30 protein-coding genes are annotated in these 17,006 nt (G+C 67.1%); all 30 read left to right on the top strand.

Features of this window, described 5'->3' with window-relative positions:
• Positions 1–3 precede the first annotated feature (3 nt).
• A complete protein-coding gene (gene rplD, locus AB0O82_RS04285) occupies positions 4–681 on the top strand; it encodes a 50S ribosomal protein L4 (RefSeq protein ID WP_350877106.1) in 678 nt (225 codons plus the stop codon).
• Positions 678–1,001 carry a 50S ribosomal protein L23 gene (rplW, locus tag AB0O82_RS04290; RefSeq protein WP_104816576.1) on the top strand — a complete coding sequence of 108 codons (324 nt, stop codon included), beginning with the start codon at positions 678–680 and terminating at the stop codon, positions 999–1,001. The genes rplD and rplW overlap by 4 nt, the downstream gene beginning before the upstream one ends.
• A 43-nt stretch (positions 1,002–1,044) precedes the next feature.
• Positions 1,045–1,881 carry a 50S ribosomal protein L2 gene (gene rplB / locus AB0O82_RS04295; RefSeq protein WP_063348968.1) on the top strand — a complete coding sequence of 279 codons (837 nt, stop codon included), beginning with the start codon at positions 1,045–1,047 and terminating at the stop codon, positions 1,879–1,881.
• An 11-nt stretch (positions 1,882–1,892) separates the two neighbouring features.
• Positions 1,893–2,174: a 30S ribosomal protein S19 gene (rpsS, locus tag AB0O82_RS04300; RefSeq protein ID WP_030055821.1), complete on the top strand. Its 282-nt coding sequence runs from the start codon at positions 1,893–1,895 to the stop codon at positions 2,172–2,174.
• A 50-nt stretch (positions 2,175–2,224) separates the two neighbouring features.
• Complete coding sequence (gene rplV / locus AB0O82_RS04305) at positions 2,225–2,572, top strand: 50S ribosomal protein L22 (RefSeq protein ID WP_363580111.1); 348 nt, start codon at positions 2,225–2,227, stop codon at positions 2,570–2,572.
• Complete coding sequence (rpsC, locus tag AB0O82_RS04310; protein WP_363580113.1) at positions 2,572–3,396, top strand: 30S ribosomal protein S3; 825 nt, start codon at positions 2,572–2,574, stop codon at positions 3,394–3,396. Before rplV ends, rpsC begins: the two co-directional genes overlap by 1 nt.
• A gap of 5 nt (positions 3,397–3,401) precedes the next feature.
• Positions 3,402–3,821, top strand: a complete 420-nt coding sequence (rplP, locus tag AB0O82_RS04315; protein WP_030055824.1) for a 50S ribosomal protein L16 — start codon at positions 3,402–3,404, stop codon at positions 3,819–3,821.
• Positions 3,821–4,045, top strand: coding sequence for a 50S ribosomal protein L29 (gene rpmC / locus AB0O82_RS04320; RefSeq protein WP_063348970.1), 225 nt, complete (start codon positions 3,821–3,823; stop codon positions 4,043–4,045). The genes rplP and rpmC overlap by 1 nt, the downstream gene beginning before the upstream one ends.
• Positions 4,045–4,317, top strand: coding sequence for a 30S ribosomal protein S17 (rpsQ, locus tag AB0O82_RS04325; protein ID WP_030055826.1), 273 nt, complete (start codon positions 4,045–4,047; stop codon positions 4,315–4,317). Before rpmC ends, rpsQ begins: the two co-directional genes overlap by 1 nt.
• A gap of 102 nt (positions 4,318–4,419) precedes the next feature.
• A complete protein-coding gene (rplN, locus tag AB0O82_RS04330) occupies positions 4,420–4,791 on the top strand; it encodes a 50S ribosomal protein L14 (protein WP_030393301.1) in 372 nt (123 codons plus the stop codon).
• Between the two features lie 15 nt (positions 4,792–4,806).
• Positions 4,807–5,118, top strand: coding sequence for a 50S ribosomal protein L24 (gene rplX, locus AB0O82_RS04335; RefSeq protein ID WP_030055828.1), 312 nt, complete (start codon positions 4,807–4,809; stop codon positions 5,116–5,118).
• Positions 5,118–5,687 (top strand): 50S ribosomal protein L5, encoded by a 570-nt coding sequence (gene rplE / locus AB0O82_RS04340; RefSeq protein WP_030393302.1) that lies wholly within the window; start codon positions 5,118–5,120, stop codon positions 5,685–5,687. The genes rplX and rplE overlap by 1 nt, the downstream gene beginning before the upstream one ends.
• Positions 5,688–5,691: 4 nt before the next feature.
• Positions 5,692–5,877 carry a type Z 30S ribosomal protein S14 gene (locus AB0O82_RS04345; protein ID WP_030055830.1) on the top strand — a complete coding sequence of 62 codons (186 nt, stop codon included), beginning with the start codon at positions 5,692–5,694 and terminating at the stop codon, positions 5,875–5,877.
• 269 nt (positions 5,878–6,146) lie between these two features.
• Positions 6,147–6,554: a 30S ribosomal protein S8 gene (gene rpsH, locus AB0O82_RS04350; RefSeq protein ID WP_030055831.1), complete on the top strand. Its 408-nt coding sequence runs from the start codon at positions 6,147–6,149 to the stop codon at positions 6,552–6,554.
• Positions 6,555–6,576: 22 nt separating this feature from the next.
• The gene (gene rplF, locus AB0O82_RS04355) at positions 6,577–7,116 is read left to right on the top strand and encodes a 50S ribosomal protein L6 (RefSeq protein ID WP_030055832.1); all 540 of its coding nucleotides are present in this window, start codon (positions 6,577–6,579) and stop codon (positions 7,114–7,116) included.
• A gap of 3 nt (positions 7,117–7,119) precedes the next feature.
• The gene (gene rplR, locus AB0O82_RS04360) at positions 7,120–7,503 is read left to right on the top strand and encodes a 50S ribosomal protein L18 (protein WP_030280785.1); all 384 of its coding nucleotides are present in this window, start codon (positions 7,120–7,122) and stop codon (positions 7,501–7,503) included.
• A gap of 48 nt (positions 7,504–7,551) precedes the next feature.
• Positions 7,552–8,175 (top strand): 30S ribosomal protein S5, encoded by a 624-nt coding sequence (rpsE, locus tag AB0O82_RS04365; RefSeq protein ID WP_030055834.1) that lies wholly within the window; start codon positions 7,552–7,554, stop codon positions 8,173–8,175.
• Positions 8,175–8,357 carry a 50S ribosomal protein L30 gene (rpmD, locus tag AB0O82_RS04370; protein ID WP_030055835.1) on the top strand — a complete coding sequence of 61 codons (183 nt, stop codon included), beginning with the start codon at positions 8,175–8,177 and terminating at the stop codon, positions 8,355–8,357. The genes rpsE and rpmD overlap by 1 nt, the downstream gene beginning before the upstream one ends.
• Positions 8,357–8,812: a 50S ribosomal protein L15 gene (rplO, locus tag AB0O82_RS04375; RefSeq protein ID WP_097237491.1), complete on the top strand. Its 456-nt coding sequence runs from the start codon at positions 8,357–8,359 to the stop codon at positions 8,810–8,812. Before rpmD ends, rplO begins: the two co-directional genes overlap by 1 nt.
• Before the next feature lie 322 nt (positions 8,813–9,134).
• Positions 9,135–10,445 carry a preprotein translocase subunit SecY gene (gene secY, locus AB0O82_RS04380; RefSeq protein WP_063348973.1) on the top strand — a complete coding sequence of 437 codons (1,311 nt, stop codon included), beginning with the start codon at positions 9,135–9,137 and terminating at the stop codon, positions 10,443–10,445.
• Complete coding sequence (locus AB0O82_RS04385) at positions 10,445–11,098, top strand: adenylate kinase (RefSeq protein WP_363580115.1); 654 nt, start codon at positions 10,445–10,447, stop codon at positions 11,096–11,098. Before secY ends, AB0O82_RS04385 begins: the two co-directional genes overlap by 1 nt.
• Before the next feature lie 108 nt (positions 11,099–11,206).
• A complete protein-coding gene (gene map, locus AB0O82_RS04390; protein WP_363580117.1) occupies positions 11,207–12,046 on the top strand; it encodes a type I methionyl aminopeptidase in 840 nt (279 codons plus the stop codon).
• 152 nt (positions 12,047–12,198) lie between these two features.
• Entirely contained in the window at positions 12,199–12,624 is a 426-nt protein-coding gene (mscL, locus tag AB0O82_RS04395) for a large conductance mechanosensitive channel protein MscL (RefSeq protein ID WP_363580119.1), read from the top strand.
• A gap of 195 nt (positions 12,625–12,819) precedes the next feature.
• Positions 12,820–13,041, top strand: a complete 222-nt coding sequence (gene infA / locus AB0O82_RS04400) for a translation initiation factor IF-1 (RefSeq protein WP_014047798.1) — start codon at positions 12,820–12,822, stop codon at positions 13,039–13,041.
• 32 nt (positions 13,042–13,073) lie between these two features.
• A complete protein-coding gene (gene rpmJ / locus AB0O82_RS04405; protein ID WP_003956441.1) occupies positions 13,074–13,187 on the top strand; it encodes a 50S ribosomal protein L36 in 114 nt (37 codons plus the stop codon).
• A gap of 178 nt (positions 13,188–13,365) precedes the next feature.
• On the top strand, positions 13,366–13,746 hold the full coding sequence (gene rpsM, locus AB0O82_RS04410) for a 30S ribosomal protein S13 (RefSeq protein ID WP_063348977.1): 381 nt from the start codon (positions 13,366–13,368) through the stop codon (positions 13,744–13,746).
• Between the two features lie 72 nt (positions 13,747–13,818).
• Positions 13,819–14,226 (top strand): 30S ribosomal protein S11, encoded by a 408-nt coding sequence (rpsK, locus tag AB0O82_RS04415; protein ID WP_030232513.1) that lies wholly within the window; start codon positions 13,819–13,821, stop codon positions 14,224–14,226.
• A 146-nt stretch (positions 14,227–14,372) separates the two neighbouring features.
• Positions 14,373–15,395: a DNA-directed RNA polymerase subunit alpha gene (locus AB0O82_RS04420; RefSeq protein WP_030232516.1), complete on the top strand. Its 1,023-nt coding sequence runs from the start codon at positions 14,373–14,375 to the stop codon at positions 15,393–15,395.
• A 127-nt stretch (positions 15,396–15,522) separates the two neighbouring features.
• Complete coding sequence (rplQ, locus tag AB0O82_RS04425; protein ID WP_350877122.1) at positions 15,523–16,008, top strand: 50S ribosomal protein L17; 486 nt, start codon at positions 15,523–15,525, stop codon at positions 16,006–16,008.
• Between the two features lie 76 nt (positions 16,009–16,084).
• On the top strand, positions 16,085–16,996 hold the full coding sequence (gene truA, locus AB0O82_RS04430; protein ID WP_363580122.1) for a tRNA pseudouridine(38-40) synthase TruA: 912 nt from the start codon (positions 16,085–16,087) through the stop codon (positions 16,994–16,996).
• The last annotated feature ends 10 nt before the right edge of the window (positions 16,997–17,006 follow it).

The following is a 17,006-nucleotide window of genomic DNA, read 5'->3' on the forward strand; positions in this document are numbered from 1 at the left end:
GATATGAGCACCATTGACATCCTGTCGCCCTCGGGCGACAAGACCGGCAGCCTCGAGCTGCCGGCCGAGATCTTCGACGCGAAGGTCAGCGTTCCGCTGATGCACCAGGTCGTCGTGGCGCAGCTCGCTGCGGCCCGTCAGGGCACCCACAAGACCAAGACTCGCGCCGAGGTCCGCGGTGGCGGCAAGAAGCCGTACCGCCAGAAGGGCACCGGCCGCGCCCGTCAGGGCTCGACCCGCGCCCCGCAGTTCGCCGGCGGTGGCGTCGTGCACGGTCCCGTGCCGCGCGACTACTCGCAGCGGACCCCGAAGAAGATGATCGCCGCCGCCCTGCGCGGTGCGCTCACCGACCGGGCCCGCCACAACCGCATCCACGTCGTCACCGACGTGATCGCGGCCGAGGCGCCGTCGACCAAGGCCGCCAAGGGTCTGTTCGGCAAGATCACCGAGCGCAAGAACATCCTCCTCGTCGTCGAGCGTGCCGACGAGCTGGGTCTGAAGAGCGCCCGCAACCTGCCGCACGTGCACATCCTGGACGCCGGTCAGCTGAACACCTACGACGTGCTCGTCTCCGACGATGTGGTCTTCACCCAGGCCGCCTTCGAGCGTTTCGTGGCGGGTCCCGCCGCGTCCGCCAAGGCCGTGGCTGCTGAGGGCGAGCTCGAAGGGAGCGCCGCCTGATGGCTGCAGAGATCACGAGCAAGACGTTCACGGACCCCCGTGACGTCCTGGTGAAGCCGGTCATCTCGGAGAAGAGCTACTCGCTCCTCGACGAGAACAAGTACACGTTCGTCGTGTCGCCCGGTGCCAACAAGACCCAGATCAAGCAGGCCGTCGAGGCGGTCTTCTCGGTCAAGGTCGAGTCCGTCAACACGCTCAACCGTCAGGGCAAGCGCAAGCGCTCCAAGACGGGCTTTGGCAAGCGCAAGGACACCAAGCGCGCCATCGTGACGCTGGCTGAGGGCAACCGCATCGACATCTTCGGTGGTCCGGTCTCCTAACGGAGATCGTGATCGTCGATAAGGACGAGGACGAGAGAGCCAAATGGGCATCCGCAAGTACAAGCCGACTACGCCGGGCCGTCGTGGCTCCAGCGTGGCCGACTTCGTAGAGATCACGCGGTCCACGCCGGAGAAGTCGCTGGTTCGCCCCCTGCACAGCAAGGGCGGCCGTAACAACGCCGGTCGGATCACCGTTCGCCACCAGGGTGGCGGTCACAAGCGCGCCTACCGCGTGATCGACTTCCGTCGTCACGACAAGGACGGCGTGCCGGCCAAGGTCGCGCACATCGAGTACGACCCGAACCGCACCGCGCGCATCGCGCTCCTGCACTACGCGGACGGCGAGAAGCGCTACATCATCGCGCCGCGCGGTATCGCGCAGGGTGACCGGATCGAGAACGGCGCTGGCGCCGACATCAAGCCGGGCAACAACCTGCCGCTTCGCAACATCCCGGTCGGTACCACCATCCACGCGGTGGAGCTGCGTCCCGGTGGCGGTGCCAAGATGGCCCGCTCCGCCGGTGCCGGCATCCAGCTGCTGGCGCGTGAGGGCAAGATGGCGCACCTGCGCATGCCCTCCGGTGAGATCCGCCTGGTGGACGCGCGCTGCCGCGCCACCGTCGGTGAGGTCGGCAACGCCGAGCAGTCGAACATCAACTGGGGCAAGGCCGGCCGCATGCGCTGGAAGGGCGTCCGCCCGACCGTGCGTGGTGTCGCCATGAACCCGATCGACCACCCGCACGGTGGTGGTGAGGGTAAGACCTCTGGTGGCCGCCACCCGGTCTCGCCGTGGGGCCAGAAGGAGGGTCGCACTCGTAGCCCGAAGAAGGCTTCGAACGCCCTCATCGTGCGCCGCCGCAAGACCAACAAGAAGCGCTAGGAGCAGGTCAGATGCCGCGCAGTCTCAAGAAGGGCCCCTTCATCGACGGCCACCTTCTCAAGAAGGTGGACGCGCAGAACGAGGCGGGTACCCAGAACGTCATCAAGACCTGGTCCCGTCGCTCCGTGATCTTCCCGGCCATGCTCGGCCACACGATCGCGGTGCACGATGGCCGTAAGCACGTCCCGGTGTTCGTCACCGAGTCGATGGTCGGCCACAAGCTCGGCGAGTTCGCGCCGACGCGTACCTTCCGCGGTCACGTCAAGGACGACCGCAAGTCGAAGCGTCGCTAGTCGCCAGCGAGATTACCGACTCAATGACTTACACCAGCAAGGGGACAACCATGGAAGCCAGGGCCCAGGCGCGGTACATCCGCGTCACGCCCATGAAGGCCCGCCGCGTGGTGGACCTCATCCGTGGCCTGCCGGCCACGGAGGCCCAGGCCGTCCTGCGTTTCGCTCCGCAGGCCGCCACCGTGCCCGTCGGCAAGGTGCTCGACAGCGCCATTGCCAACGCCGCGCACAACTACAACCACTCCAACGTGGACGACCTCGTCATCAGCGAGGCGTATGTTGACGAGGGCCCGACCCTGAAGCGGTTCCGTCCGCGTGCGCAGGGTCGTGCCTTCCGGATCCGCAAGCGGACCAGCCACATCACCGTGGTCGTCAGCAGCAAGGAAGGGACCCGGTAATGGGCCAGAAGGTTAACCCGCACGGGTTCCGCCTTGGCATCAGCACGGACTTCAAGTCCCGCTGGTACGCCGACAAGCTGTACAAGGACTACGTCAAGGAAGACGTCGCCATTCGTCGCATGATGACGAAGGGCATGGAGCGCGCCGGCATCTCCAAGGTCGAGATCGAGCGCACCCGCGACCGCGTCCGCGTTGACATCCACACCGCTCGCCCCGGCATCGTCATCGGCCGCCGTGGCACCGAGGCCGACCGCATCCGCGGCGACCTCGAGAAGCTGACCGGCAAGCAGGTCCAGCTGAACATCCTCGAGGTCAAGAACCCCGAGCTGGACGCCCAGCTCGTGGCTCAGGGCGTCGCGGAGCAGCTGTCCTCCCGCGTCTCCTTCCGTCGTGCCATGCGCAAGTCGATGCAGGGCACCATGAAGTCCGGCGCCAAGGGCATCAAGGTCCAGTGCTCCGGTCGTCTCGGCGGCGCCGAGATGAGCCGTTCGGAGTTCTACCGCGAGGGCCGTGTGCCGCTGCACACCCTGCGCGCGAACGTCGACTACGGCTTCTTCGAGGCCAAGACGACCTTCGGCCGCATCGGTGTGAAGGTCTGGATCTACAAGGGCGACGTCAAGAACATCGCCGAGGTCCGCGCTGAGAACGCCGCTGCCCGCTCGGGCAACCGCCCGGCCCGTCCCGAGGGTGGTCGTCCCGCCCGCGGTGGCGAGCGCCGTGGTGGCGAGCGCGGTGGCCGTGGCCGTCGCCCCGCCGCTGCCGAGGCCTCCGCGGCCCCGGCCGCCGAGGCTCCGGCTGCCGAGAACACCGGAACGGAGGCCTGACTCCAATGCTGATCCCCCGTCGGGTCAAGCACCGCAAGCAGCACCACCCCAAGCGCCGTGGCGCTGCCAAGGGTGGCACCGAGCTCGCCTTCGGCGAGTACGGCATCCAGGCCGTCACCCCGGCCTACGTGACGAACCGGCAGATCGAGTCCGCTCGTATCGCCGTCACCCGTCACATCAAGCGTGGCGGCAAGGTCTGGATCAACATCTACCCGGACCGTCCGCTCACCAAGAAGCCGGCCGAGACCCGCATGGGTTCCGGTAAGGGTTCGCCCGAGTGGTGGATCGCGAACGTGCACCCGGGTCGGGTCATGTTCGAGCTGTCGTACCCCAACGAGAAGGTGGCTCGTGAGGCGCTGACCCGCGCTGCTCACAAGCTCCCGATGAAGTGCCGGATCATCCGGCGCGAGGCAGGTGAGAGCTGATGTCGGCCGGCACCAAGGCTGCTGACCTCCGCGAGCTGGACAACGAGGGTCTCGTTGCCAAGCTCCGTGAGGCCAAGGAGGAGCTGTTCAACCTCCGCTTCCAGGCGGCGACCGGGCAGCTCGACAACCACGGACGGCTCAAGCTCGTCCGTAAGGACATCGCGCGGATCTACACCCTGATGCGCGAGCGCGAGCTGGGCATCGAGACGGTGGAGAACGCCTGATGACTGAGAACACCAACGAGACGCGCGGTTTCCGCAAGACCCGTGAGGGTCTCGTCGTCAGCGACAAGATGGACAAGACCGTCGTCGTCGCCGTCGAGGACCGCGTCAAGCACGCTCTGTACGGCAAGGTCATCCGCCGTACGAACAAGCTGAAGGCGCACGACGAGGCGAACGCCTGCGGCATCGGCGACCGGGTCCTCCTGGCGGAGACCCGCCCGCTGTCCGCGACGAAGCGCTGGCGCGTCGTCGAGATCCTCGAGAAGGCCAAGTAACGAAGTTGATGCGGTACGGCCGTATGTGCACCAGGCCCCTCGTGGGCGCTGGTGTGAGCAGCGGCCGGCCCGTCAGCTCTCGTTGACGATCAGGAGAAAGCTGTGATCCAGCAGGAGTCGCGACTGCGTGTCGCCGACAACACGGGCGCGAAGGAAATCCTTTGCATCCGCGTTCTCGGTGGCTCCGGTCGTCGCTACGCCGGCATCGGGGACGTCATCGTCGCGACCGTCAAGGACGCGATCCCCGGCGGTTCGGTGAAGAAGGGTGACGTCGTCAAGTGCGTCGTCGTCCGTACCGTGAAGTCGCGTCGTCGTCCGGATGGCTCGTACATCCGCTTCGACGAGAACGCCGCGGTCGTTCTGAAGAACACCGATGGTGACCCCCGTGGTACCCGCATCTTCGGCCCGGTGGGCCGCGAGCTGCGTGACAAGAAGTTCATGAAGATCATCTCGCTTGCGCCGGAGGTGCTCTAACTCATGGCGAACAGCATGAAGATCAAGAAGGGTGACCTGGTTCAGGTCATCACCGGCAAGGACCGCGGCAAGCAGGGCAAGGTCATCCAGGCCATGCCCGCCGAGAACAAGGTCCTGGTCGAGGGTGTGAACCGGGTCAAGAAGCACACCAAGCCGGGCCCGGGCACTCAGGGTGGCATCGTCACCGTCGAGGCCCCGGTGCACGTCTCCAACGTCCAGCTGGTCGTGGAGAAGGACGGCAAGAAGGTCGTCACCCGCGTTGGCTACCGCTTCGATGACGAGGGCAACAAGATCCGCGTTGCCAAGCGAACCGGTGAGGACATCTGATGTCTGAGACGACTGTTGAGAAGGTGACCCCCCGTCTCAAGGAGCGTTACAACTCCGAGATCAAGGGTCAGCTGCAGGAGCAGTTCTCGTACGAGAACGTCATGCTGACGCCCGGCCTGGTCAAGGTCGTCGTCAACATGGGTGTCGGCGAGGCCGCCCGTGACAGCAAGCTGATCGAGGGCGCGATCCGCGACCTCACCGCCATCACCGGTCAGAAGCCGGCGGTGACGAAGGCTCGCAAGTCCATCGCGCAGTTCAAGCTGCGTGAGGGCCAGCCGATCGGCACCCACGTCACCCTCCGTGGTGACCGCATGTGGGAGTTCCTGGACCGTCTGGTGTCGCTGGCCCTGCCGCGTATCCGTGACTTCCGTGGCCTCTCCCCGAAGCAGTTCGACGGCCGTGGCAACTACACCTTCGGTCTGACCGAGCAGGTCATGTTCCACGAGATCGACCAGGACAAGGTCGACCGTCAGCGCGGTATGGACATCACCGTCGTGACCACCGCCCAGACCGACGACGAGGGCCGGGCGCTCCTGCGCGCTCTGGGCTTCCCGTTCAAGGAGGCGTAACCACATGGCGAAGAAGTCCCTCATCGCGAAGTCCGAGCGCAAGCCGAAGTTCGGCGTCCGGGCCTACACCCGGTGCCAGCGCTGCGGCCGTCCGCACTCGGTGTACCGCAAGTTCGGCCTCTGCCGTGTCTGCCTTCGTGAGATGGCGCACCGCGGCGAGCTGCCGGGCGTGACCAAGAGCTCCTGGTAACCAGGACCTCGCGGTAACGCCATAGCGAAGCAGGTGTGCCCGACCCCACAGAGCCCCTTTTTTGGGGCTGCGTACGGAATCCCGTAGGGTAGTGAGGTCGGGCCCCCTGTCGCGGCAGCTCCGTAGCTGCCGTCGACCCTCTTCGGAGGGCTCGCACCCAGTCTTACGACGCCGCAGGTCCCCTGCGTCTGTGCCCCTGCCGCACTCCTCGGAGTGCGGCGGGGGGACCTGGCGCGGAGAAACCACGGCGAGAGAGGCCTGAGGCCATCATGACCATGACCGACCCCATCGCAGACATGCTCACGCGTCTGCGTAACGCTAACTCGGCGTACCACGACTCCGTGGCGATGCCGGCCAGCAAGATCAAGGCGCACGTCGCCGAGATCCTGCAGCAGGAGGGGTACATCTCCTCCTACAAGGTTGAGGAGCCCGTTGAGGGCGAGGTCGGCAAGAAGCTGACCATCGAGCTCAAGTTCGGTCCCAACCGTGAGCGCTCGATCGCTGGCATCAAGCGGATCAGCAAGCCGGGCCTGCGGGTCTACGCAAAGTCCACCAACCTGCCGAAGGTGCTCGGCGGCCTGGGCGTGGCGATCATCTCCACGTCCTCGGGTCTCCTCACCGACAAGCAGGCCGCCAAGAAGGGCGTAGGCGGAGAAGTTCTCGCCTACGTCTGGTAATTCGGGAAACGGAGGTACAGCAATGTCGCGCATTGGACGGCTGCCCATCCAGGTCCCCGCTGGCGTGGACGTCACCATCGATGGCCAGGCGGTCTCGGTGAAGGGCCCCAAGGGCTCCCTCACCCACGTTGTCGCCGCGCCGATCGAGATCGGTAAGGGCGAGGACGGCACGCTGCTCGTCACCCGCCCCAACGACGAGCGTCTGTCGAAGGCCCTGCACGGCCTTTCCCGCACGCTGGTGGCGAACATGATCACCGGCGTGACCGCGGGCTACCGCAAGTCGCTGGAGATCAGCGGTGTCGGCTACCGAGTTCTGGCGAAGGGCTCCGACATGGAGTTCCAGCTGGGCTACAGCCACCCGATCCTGGTCGAGGCCCCCGAGGGCATTTCCTTCGTCGTCGAGTCGGCCACCAAGTTCCACGTGGACGGCATCGACAAGCAGAAGGTCGGCGAGGTCGCCGCGAAGATCCGCAAGCTGCGCAAGCCCGACCCGTACAAGGCCAAGGGCGTCAAGTACGCGGGCGAGGTCATCCGCCGCAAGGTCGGAAAGAGTGGTAAGTAAGCGATGAGCGTCTCTGTCAAGATCGGCAAGGGCAACGCCTACAAGAGCGCCGCTCGTAAGCGCCGCGCGATCCGCGTTCGCAAGCGCGTCGTCGGCACCGAGGTGCGTCCGCGCCTCGTCGTGACGCGCTCGAACCGTCACATGGTCGCCCAGGTCATCGACGACGCCAAGGGTCACACCCTGGCGTCGGCGTCCACCCTCGACGTGTCCATCAAGGGCGCCGAGGGCGACAAGACCGAGCTGGCCAAGAAGGTCGGGAGCCTGGTCGCCGAGCGCGCCAAGGCTGCCGGCATCGAGTCGGTCGTCTTCGACCGCGCGGGCAACCGGTACGCCGGCCGCATCGCCGCCCTGGCGGACGCGGCTCGCGAGGCCGGGCTCGACTTCTAAGCCGCTCGTCGACTCAGTCGACGGACGTAATCGAGAGAGGTAATTCCAATGGCTGGACCCCAGCGCCGCGGTAGCGGCGCCGGCGGTGGCACCGGCGGTGGCGAGCGGCGCGACCGTAAGCGTGACGACCGGGGCAACGCCCCCGCCGTCGAGAAGACCGCTTACGTCGAGCGCGTTGTCGCGATCAACCGTGTCGCCAAGGTTGTCAAGGGTGGTCGTCGTTTCAGCTTCACCGCGCTGGTCGTGGTGGGCGACGGTGACGGCACCGTGGGTGTCGGTTACGGGAAGGCGAAGGAGGTTCCGGCCGCCATCGCCAAGGGTGTTGAGGAGGCCAAGAAGAACTTCTTCAAGGTCCCCCGTATCCAGGGCACCATCCCGCACCCGATCCAGGGTGAGAAGGCCGCCGGCGTCGTGCTCCTGAAGCCCGCCGCCCCCGGTACCGGTGTTATCGCCGGTGGTCCGGTGCGCGCCGTCCTGGAGTGCGCCGGCATTCACGACATCCTGTCGAAGTCGCTCGGCTCGGACAACGCGATCAACATCGTGCACGCCACCGTGGCTGCTCTGAAGGGCCTCGTGCGCCCCGAGGAGATCGCCGCTCGTCGTGGCCTGCCGCTGGAGGACGTGGCCCCCGCCGCTCTGCTGCGGGCGCGTGCTGCAGGGGTGAGCGCCTGATGGCTCGCCTGAAGATCACGCAGACCAAGTCGTACATCGGCAGCAAGCAGAATCACCGTGACACCCTGCGTTCGCTTGGTCTCAAGCGCATGCACGACGTCGTGGTGAAGGAGGACCGTCCCGAGATCCGCGGGATGGCCCACACGGTCCGTCACCTGGTGACGGTTGAGGAGGTGGACTGATCATGGGCGACAACCCGATCAAGATCCACAACCTGCGTCCCGCCCCGGGTGCCAAGACCGACAAGATCCGCGTGGGTCGTGGTGAGGGCTCCAAGGGTAAGACCGCCGGTCGTGGTACCAAGGGCACCAAGGCCCGCTACCAGGTTCCGCAGCGCTTCGAGGGTGGCCAGATGCCGCTCCACATGCGCCTGCCGAAGCTGAAGGGCTTCAAGAACCCGTTCAAGATCACGTTCCAGGTCGTCAACCTCGACAAGCTGGCCGAGCTCTACCCGCAGGGTGGAGAGGTCACCGTCGAGGACCTGGTCGCCAAGGGCGCGGTTCGCAAGAACTCCCTCGTCAAGGTGCTCGGCACCGGCGAGATCTCGGTTGCGCTGCAGGTGACGGTCGACGCCGTCTCCGGCTCCGCCGCCGAGAAGATCACCGCCGCCGGCGGTACCGTCACCGAGCTCGTCTGAGCCCGCTGACTTCCGTGCGAGCCCCGCACCTCCTTCGGGAGGCGCGGGGCTCGCGCGTTTTCCGGGCATCGCGTTTTCCGGGCATTCCGTTGACGTGCCCTCGTTCTTTTGTGTGGCAAACCCGGGCATCCCGTACCCCGTGAGTGGGGGAGGGGCGGTACGCGCTTCTTCCGAGTGGCTGCGCACTGTTAGAGTCCGTGGAGTTCCCTTGTAGGCTGCGCGTAGGCTCGCCTGTGCCGTCTGTACGGGAGCCCGTACCGCCAAAACTCCCATTCAGGACCGACCCTCCCGCCGACGACGCGCGGGAGGCGCAGGAGGCACCGTGCTCAGTGCGTTCGCGCGGGCGTTCCAGACGCCCGACCTGCGCAAGAAGCTGCTGTTCACGCTGGGCATCATGGTGCTGTTCCGCCTGGGCTCGCACATTCCGATCCCCGGCGTGAGCTTCACGGCCGTGAACGAGTGTGTGAAGGACACCAAGAACAACGGCCTCTTCGGGCTCGTCAACCTGTTCAGCGGTGGCGCGCTCCTCCAGCTGACGATCTTCGCGCTCGGCATCATGCCGTACATCACCGCGAGCATCATCCTCCAGCTCCTCACGGTCGTGATCCCGCGACTGGAAGCGCTGAAGAAGGAGGGCCAGGCCGGCCAGACGAAGATCACCCAGTACACCCGCTACCTGACCATCGCGCTCGCCGTGCTCCAGGGCACCGGCATCGTGGCGACGGCCTCCAGCGGCGCGCTGTTCTCCGGCTGCCCGGTGGGCAACCAGATCGTCCCGGACACGAGCGTGTTCCGGATCGCCGTCATGGTGATCACGATGACCGCCGGCACCACGGTGATCATGTGGCTGGGCGAGCTGATCACGGACCGCGGCATCGGCAACGGCATGTCGCTGCTGATCTTCACCTCGATCGCCGCGCAGTTCCCGTCCTCGATGTGGGCGATCAAGGGCTCCGGCACCATCGGTGGCGGCTGGGTCGAGTTCCTGTCCGTGGTCGCGGTCGGCATCATCGTTGTGATGCTGGTCATCTTCGTCGAGCAGGCCCAGCGCCGGATCCCGGTGCAGTACGCGAAGCGGATGATCGGCCGGCGGGCGTTCGGCGGCACGTCGACCTACATCCCGCTCAAGGTGAACCAGGCCGGTGTCATCCCGGTCATCTTCGCCTCGTCGCTGCTGTACATCCCGGCCCTGGTGGTCCAGCTGACCGGTAGCCAGTCGGGCTGGGCGGTGTGGGTCACCCAGCACTTCGTCAAGGGCGACCACCCGATCTACATGGCGACCTACTTCCTGCTGATCGTCTTCTTCGCCTTCTTCTACGTCGCGATCTCCTTCAACCCCGAAGAAGTTGCCGACAATATGAAGAAGTATGGTGGCTTCATCCCGGGCATCCGGGCCGGCCGACCGACGGCCGAGTACCTGAACTACGTGCTGACCCGAATCACGTGGCCGGGTTCGCTCTACCTGGGCCTGATCGCGTTGATCCCGATGATCGCCCTGGTCGCCTTCGGACAGCAGACCAACTTCCCGTTCGGCGGCACCAGCGTGCTCATCGTCGTCGGCGTCGGACTCGAAACTGTGAAGCAGATCGAGAGCCAGCTCCAGCAGCGCAATTACGAAGGGTTCCTCCGCTGATGCGTATCGTCCTCGTTGGTCCTCCCGGGGCCGGGAAGGGTACTCAGGCGCACCTGCTCGCCAAGACCCTGTCCATTCCCCACATCTCCACCGGCGACCTGTTCCGCGCCAACATCGGTCAGGGCACCCCGCTGGGGCTCGAGGCCAAGAGCTACATGGACGCGGGTCGCCTGGTGCCGGATGAGGTCACCATCGGGATGGCCAAGGACCGCATGCTCCAGGAGGACGCCGCGGGCGGCTTCCTGCTCGACGGCTTCCCCCGCAACCTCGGCCAGGCCAAGGCGCTCGACGACTTCCTCGCCGAGCAGGGGATCAAGCTGGACGGCGTGCTGGACCTGGAGGTCCCCGAGGACGAGGTGGTCCGTCGGATCGCCGGCCGCCGCCTGTGCCGCAACGACGGGGGCCACGTCTTCCACGTGGACTACAACCCGCCGAAGGCCGAGGGCGTCTGCGACGAGTGCGGCGGCGAGCTGTACCAGCGCTCGGACGACACCGAGGACAAGGTGCGCACCCGGCTGGAGGTCTACCACACGGAGACCGAGCCGATCATCGACTACTACGCCCAGCAGGGCCTGGTGGCGACCATCTCGGCCCTCGGCAAGGTGGACGAGGTCACCCGCCGCGCGATCGAGGCGCTGAAGCAGGACAACTGAGTTTCCCGGCGACGCCGTACGGCCGCGCTCCCCGATCCCGGGCGGCGCGGCCGTACGGCGTCGTACGGTGGTAGGCAGTGGCAAACAGAACGTGGAAGGCGTGACCAGATGGTGGAGATCAAGACCCCCGAGCAGATCGCGAAGATGCGAGCGGCCGGGCTGGTCGTCGCCGAGGCGCTGAAGGCCTGCCGGGAGGCGGTCGCCCCGGGGGTGACCACCCAGGAGCTCAACGACATCGCGGACAAGGTCATCACCGACCACGGTGCGACCTCCAACTTCCGCGCCGACCACGGCGGTCTGTGGTTCCCCGGGGTGATCTGCGCCTCGGTGAACAACGAGGTCGTGCACGGTATCCCCGGTGACCGGGTGCTCCAGGAGGGCGACGTCATCTCGATCGACTGCGGCGCCATCCTGGACGGCTGGCACGGAGACTCGGCGATCACCGTGGCGGTCGGCGAGGTCCGCCCCGAGGTCGAGATGCTGAGCCGGGTGACCGAGGGCTCGATGTGGGCCGGCATCGCCCAGATGAAGAAGAACAACCGCCTGGTCGACGTCTCCAAGGCGATCGAGGGCTTCATCCGCCGCCAGCCGCTGCCCCCCAAGGGCAAGTGGGGCATCACCGAGGGCTACGGCGGCCACGGCATCGGCACCGCGATGCACATGGAGCCGCACGTGCTGAACTACGTCGAGCGCGGCCGCGGCAAGGGCCCGAAGCTGATCCCCGGCACCGTGCTGGCGATCGAGCCGATGGTCTCGCTGGGCACCCCGCACACCGCCGTGCTGGAGGACGACTGGACGGTCGTCACCAACGACGGCACCTGGGCCTCGCACTGGGAGCACTCGGTGGCCGTCACCGAGCAGGGCCCGCTGGTCCTGACGGCCTTCGACGGCGGCAAGGCGGAGCTCGCGAAGCTGGGCATCACCGCCGCCCCGGACCCGCTCGGCTAGTCTCGCGACGGTCGGCTGAGCGGCCAACTTCCGCTGCTGACAAGGGATCAGGGCCCTGGGGGTTTGGACCTCCAGGGCTTTTGTCCTATTTTTATCGGCTGGCAGTGGCTTCAGTAGCGGCTTCAGCAGCTTCGATCGATCGGGAGAGTGCAGTGCTCAAGGGATTCCGCGACTTCATGATGCGCGGCAACGTCGTCGACATGGCGGTCGGTGTCGTCATCGGCGCCGCGTTCACCGGGGTGGTGACCGGCTTCGTGTCGGCCTTCCTCACCCCGCTGGTCGGCGTCGGGGTCGGCGCGGCCGGCGACTTCAGCTCGTACAAGGCGACGGTGGCCGGGGTCACGTTCCCGTACGGCCAGTTCCTCAACGTGCTGATCGCCTTCGTGATGACCGCGGCGGTGCTGTACTTCTGCGTCGTGCTGCCGGTCACCAAGGCGACAGCGCGGTACCTGCCGAAGAAGCCGAAGGCCCCCAAGCGGCCCTGCCCCGAGTGCCTGACCGAGATCCCCGCGGCCGCCCGCCGCTGCGCGGCCTGCACCGCCCACGTCGAGCCGCTGAAGGTCACCGCCGGGTTCTGACCCGCCGGAACGTCACGGTGGCTGCCTTCGGGGGACCTCGTTTTGGCCCACCGGACGCACTGGCGTAGGATGGACCGTCGGCTCACTCGTAGCGTGCTTCAGCACGCCCTCTTCCCTTCGGGGGCGGGGTGAACCCAGGTTCGCACGAGCGTGCCGCATACGGTAGCCGGTCCCGGAAGGTGGATCTCGCAGTTCATGGCTAAGAAGCAAGGCGCCATTGAGATCGAGGGCACCGTGATCGAGTCTCTTCCGAACGCGATGTTCAGGGTCGAGCTGCAGAACGGTCACAAGGTCCTCGCGCACATCAGTGGCAAGATGCGCATGCACTACATCCGCATCCTGCCGGACGACCGGGTCGTCGTGGAGCTCAGCCCCTACGACCTCACGCGCGGGCGGATCGTCTACCGCTACAAGTAAGAACGTCAGATCTAGACCCGGAGAACCTGAACATGAAGGTCAAGCCGAGCGTCAAGAAGATCTGCGACAAGTGCAAGGTGATCCGCCGCCACGGCCGGGTCATGGTGATCTGCGACAACCTGCGCCACAAGCAGCGCCAGGGCTGATCTCTCCCCAGCATTTCTCGTAGTACTTCGCGCGACGCGAAAACGTCATAAGCGGGCTACCCGATCCGTTCCCACGAAGGGACGGACTGCCACCCCCGGTCAGAGGCCGGGGCTCCATCGTCGAGAGGCGAAGGAGTAGGTAGCACGCAAGACCTCTGAAAAAGCACAGGAGCCTTGAATGGCACGCCTCGCCGGCGTTGATCTCCCCCGTGAGAAGCGGATCGAGATCGCCCTTACCTACGTGTACGGCATCGGCCGTACCCGCGCCCAGCAGACCCTGGTCGAGACCGGTGTCAACCCGGATGTCCGCGTTCGCGACATCTCCGAGGAAGACCTCGTGAAGCTGGGCCAGTACATCGACGCCAACTACACGGTCGAGGGTGACCTCCGCCGTGAGGTGGCCGCCGACATCCGCCGCAAGGTCGAGATCGGCTGCTACGAGGGTCTGCGTCACCGCCGCGGCCTGCCGGTCCGCGGTCAGCGCACCCACACCAACGCGCGTACCCGCAAGGGCCCGCGTCGCGCGATCGCCGGCAAGAAGAAGCCGGGCAAGAAGTAGTCCGTCCCGTAACCGGACATCCCTCCGGCCCGCGGGTCAGCGGACCGACCACCTCAGTAGGAGAACAGACTTATGCCCCCCAAGGGTCGTCAGGCTGCCGGCGCGAAGAAGATCCGCCGCAAGGAAAAGAAGAACGTCGCTCACGGCCACGCGCACATCAAGAGCACGTTCAACAACACCATCGTTTCGATCACCGACCCCGCGGGCAACGTGATCTCCTGGGCCTCCGCCGGTCACGTCGGCTTCAAGGGCTCGCGCAAGTCCACCCCGTTCGCCGCGCAGATGGCCGCCGAGGCCGCTGCCCGTCGCGCGCAGGAGCACGGCATGCGCAAGGTTGACGTCTTCGTCAAGGGTCCGGGCTCCGGCCGCGAGACCGCGATCCGCTCGCTCCAGGCCACCGGCCTGGAGGTCGGCTCGATCCAGGACGTCACCCCCACCCCGCACAACGGCTGCCGTCCGCCGAAGCGCCGCCGCGTCTGACGCAGCGCCTTCGGGCTCGCAGTACCTGCTTTGAACCTTCGTACGGGGTCCCACGCGGTGATTCGTCGCTGTTCGCGGGACCCCGTACGCTTGGTCCTGTCGGCATCAAATAGTGGGTGCCGAAGACAACTGGAGGAATACCCCCCATGCTTATCGCTCAGCGCCCCTCGCTGACCGAAGAGGTCGTCGACGAGTTCCGCTCGCGGTTCGTGATCGAGCCGCTGGAGCCGGGCTTCGGCTACACCCTCGGCAACTCCCTGCGCCGCACGCTCCTGTCGTCGATCCCGGGTGCCGCTGTCACCAGCATCCGCGTCGACGGCGTCCTGCACGAGTTCACCACCGTGCCGGGCGTCAAGGAGGACGTGACCGACCTCATCCTCAACATCAAGCAGCTGGTCGTCTCCTCGGAGCACGACGAGCCGGTCGTGATGTACCTGCGCAAGCAGGGCCCGGGTGTCGTCACCGCTGCCGACATCGCCCCGCCGGCGGGTGTCGAGGTGCACAACCCGGAGCTGGTCCTCGCCACGCTGAACGGCAAGGGCAAGCTGGAGATGGAGCTGACCGTCGAGCGCGGTCGCGGCTACGTCTCCGCCGTCCAGAACAAGGCCTCCGGCCAGGAGATCGGCCGCATCCCGGTCGACTCGATCTACAGCCCCGTGCTGAAGGTCACCTACAAGGTCGAGGCCACCCGTGTCGAGCAGCGGACCGACTTCGACAAGCTGATCGTCGACGTCGAGACCAAGCCCGCCATGCGTCCGCGTGACGCCATGGCCTCGGCCGGCAAGACCCTGGTGGAGCTGTTCGGTCTCGCCCGCGAGCTGAACATCGACGCCGAGGGCATCGACATGGGCCCGTCCCCGACGGACGCCGCCCTGGCCGCCGACCTGGCGCTGCCGATCGAGGAGCTGGAACTCACCGTCCGCTCCTACAACTGCCTCAAGCGCGAGGGCATCCACACCGTGGGTGAGCTCGTCGCCCGCTCCGAGGCCGACCTGCTCGACATCCGCAACTTCGGTGCGAAGTCGATCGACGAGGTCAAGGCGAAGCTGGCCGGCATGGGCCTGGCCCTCAAGGACAGCCCGCCCGGGTTCGACCCGACCGCCGCCGCCGACGCCTTCGGCGCCGACGACCTGGACGACGCGGGTTACGCCGAGACCGAGCAGTACTAAGAGATTTGGCCGCGGGGGCGGTTCCACCGAACCGCCCCCGTCGTCGTGAAAGTCGTCCGGGCAACAGTGCCCGGACGCCCGCTGCGGTACCTGATACGGCCGTAGTCGGAGATTCAAGGAGTCATCCATGCCGCGTCCCACCAAGGGTGCCCGCCTCGGCGGCGGCCCGCACCACGAGCCGCTGCTGCTCGCCGGTCTGTGCCGGGAGCTGTTCCAGTACGGCCGCATCACCACGACCGAGGCCAAGGCCCGTCGGATGCGCCCGCTGGCGGAGAAGCTGATCACCAAGGCGAAGAAGGGCGACATCCACAACCGTCGCCTGGTGCGCAAGACGATCACCGACATCGCCGTGCTGCACACCCTCTTCACCGAGATCGCGCCGCGCTACGAGAACCGCCCGGGTGGTTACACCCGTATCACCAAGATCGGTCCCCGTCGTGGCGACAACGCCCCGATGGCCGTGATCGAGCTGGTCGAGGCGCTGACCGTCGCGCAGACCGCCGTCGGCGAGGCCGAGGGCGCCACCAAGCGCGCCGTCAAGGAGGCCGAGGCCAAGGTCGAGGCTCCGGCCGACGCCAAGGCCGACGAGGCCGTCGAGGCCGAGCAGGCCTGACACCGCTAGGTGTGGTCGCGGGCCCGCTCTCCCATCCGTGGGGGAGCGGGCCCGTTCCTTCTGTCTGGAGTGGATTGTGGTCAACGATTGCGCCGAGCAGCCGCCGGTGAAGGACGGCCCGGCCGACGGGTGCGTCCGGGTCCGGCTCGATCTCGCCTACCAGGGCGCCGAGTTCTCCGGCTGGGCCCGCCAGCGCGGCGGCCGCCGGACGGTCCAGGAGGAGATCGAGAGCGCGCTGCAGATCGTCACCCGCAGCCCCGAGCTGTTCCCGCTGACCGTGGCCGGGCGCACCGACGCCGGGGTGCACGCCCGCGGCCAGGTCGCGCACGTCGACCTGCCGGCCGAGCTGTGGGAGGCGCACCGCGAGAAGCTGCTGCGCCGGCTGGCCGGCCGGCTGCCCGGGGACATCCGGATCTACCGGATCGGCGAGGCGCCGGCCGGGTTCGACGCCCGCTTCTCCGCGATCTGGCGCCGCTACGCCTACCGGGTCGCCGACCACCCCGGCGGGGTCGACCCGCTGCTGCGCGGGCACGTGCTCTGGCACGACCGCCCGCTGGACGTCGACCGGATGAACGAGGCAGCGAAGCTGCTGCTCGGCGAGCACGACTTCGCCGCGTACTGCAAGAAGCGCGAGGGCGCCACCACCATCCGCACCCTGCTGGAGCTGCGCTGGGACCGCGTCCCGGTGGACTCCTACGCCGCCCAGGAGGGCTCGCTGGCGGTCGCCACCGTCCGCGCCGACGCGTTCTGCCACAACATGGTCCGGGCGCTGGTCGGGGCGATGCTGCTGGTCGGCGACGGGCACCGGCCGGTGGAGTTCCCCGGCGAGGTGCTGGCCGGCGGGGTCCGCAACTCGGCCGTCAACGTGATCCGGCCGTACGGGCTCACTCTCGAGGAAGTCGGCTACCCGGCGGACGACCAGCTCGCCGAGCGCAACCGCCAGGCCAGGCGGCTGCGCACACTGCCCGGTCAGCCGCCCGTCGGGTAATCCGTTTGGG

The organism is Kitasatospora sp. NPDC088264 (genome assembly GCF_040685715.1).
GTDB lineage: Bacteria > Actinomycetota > Actinomycetes > Streptomycetales > Streptomycetaceae > Kitasatospora.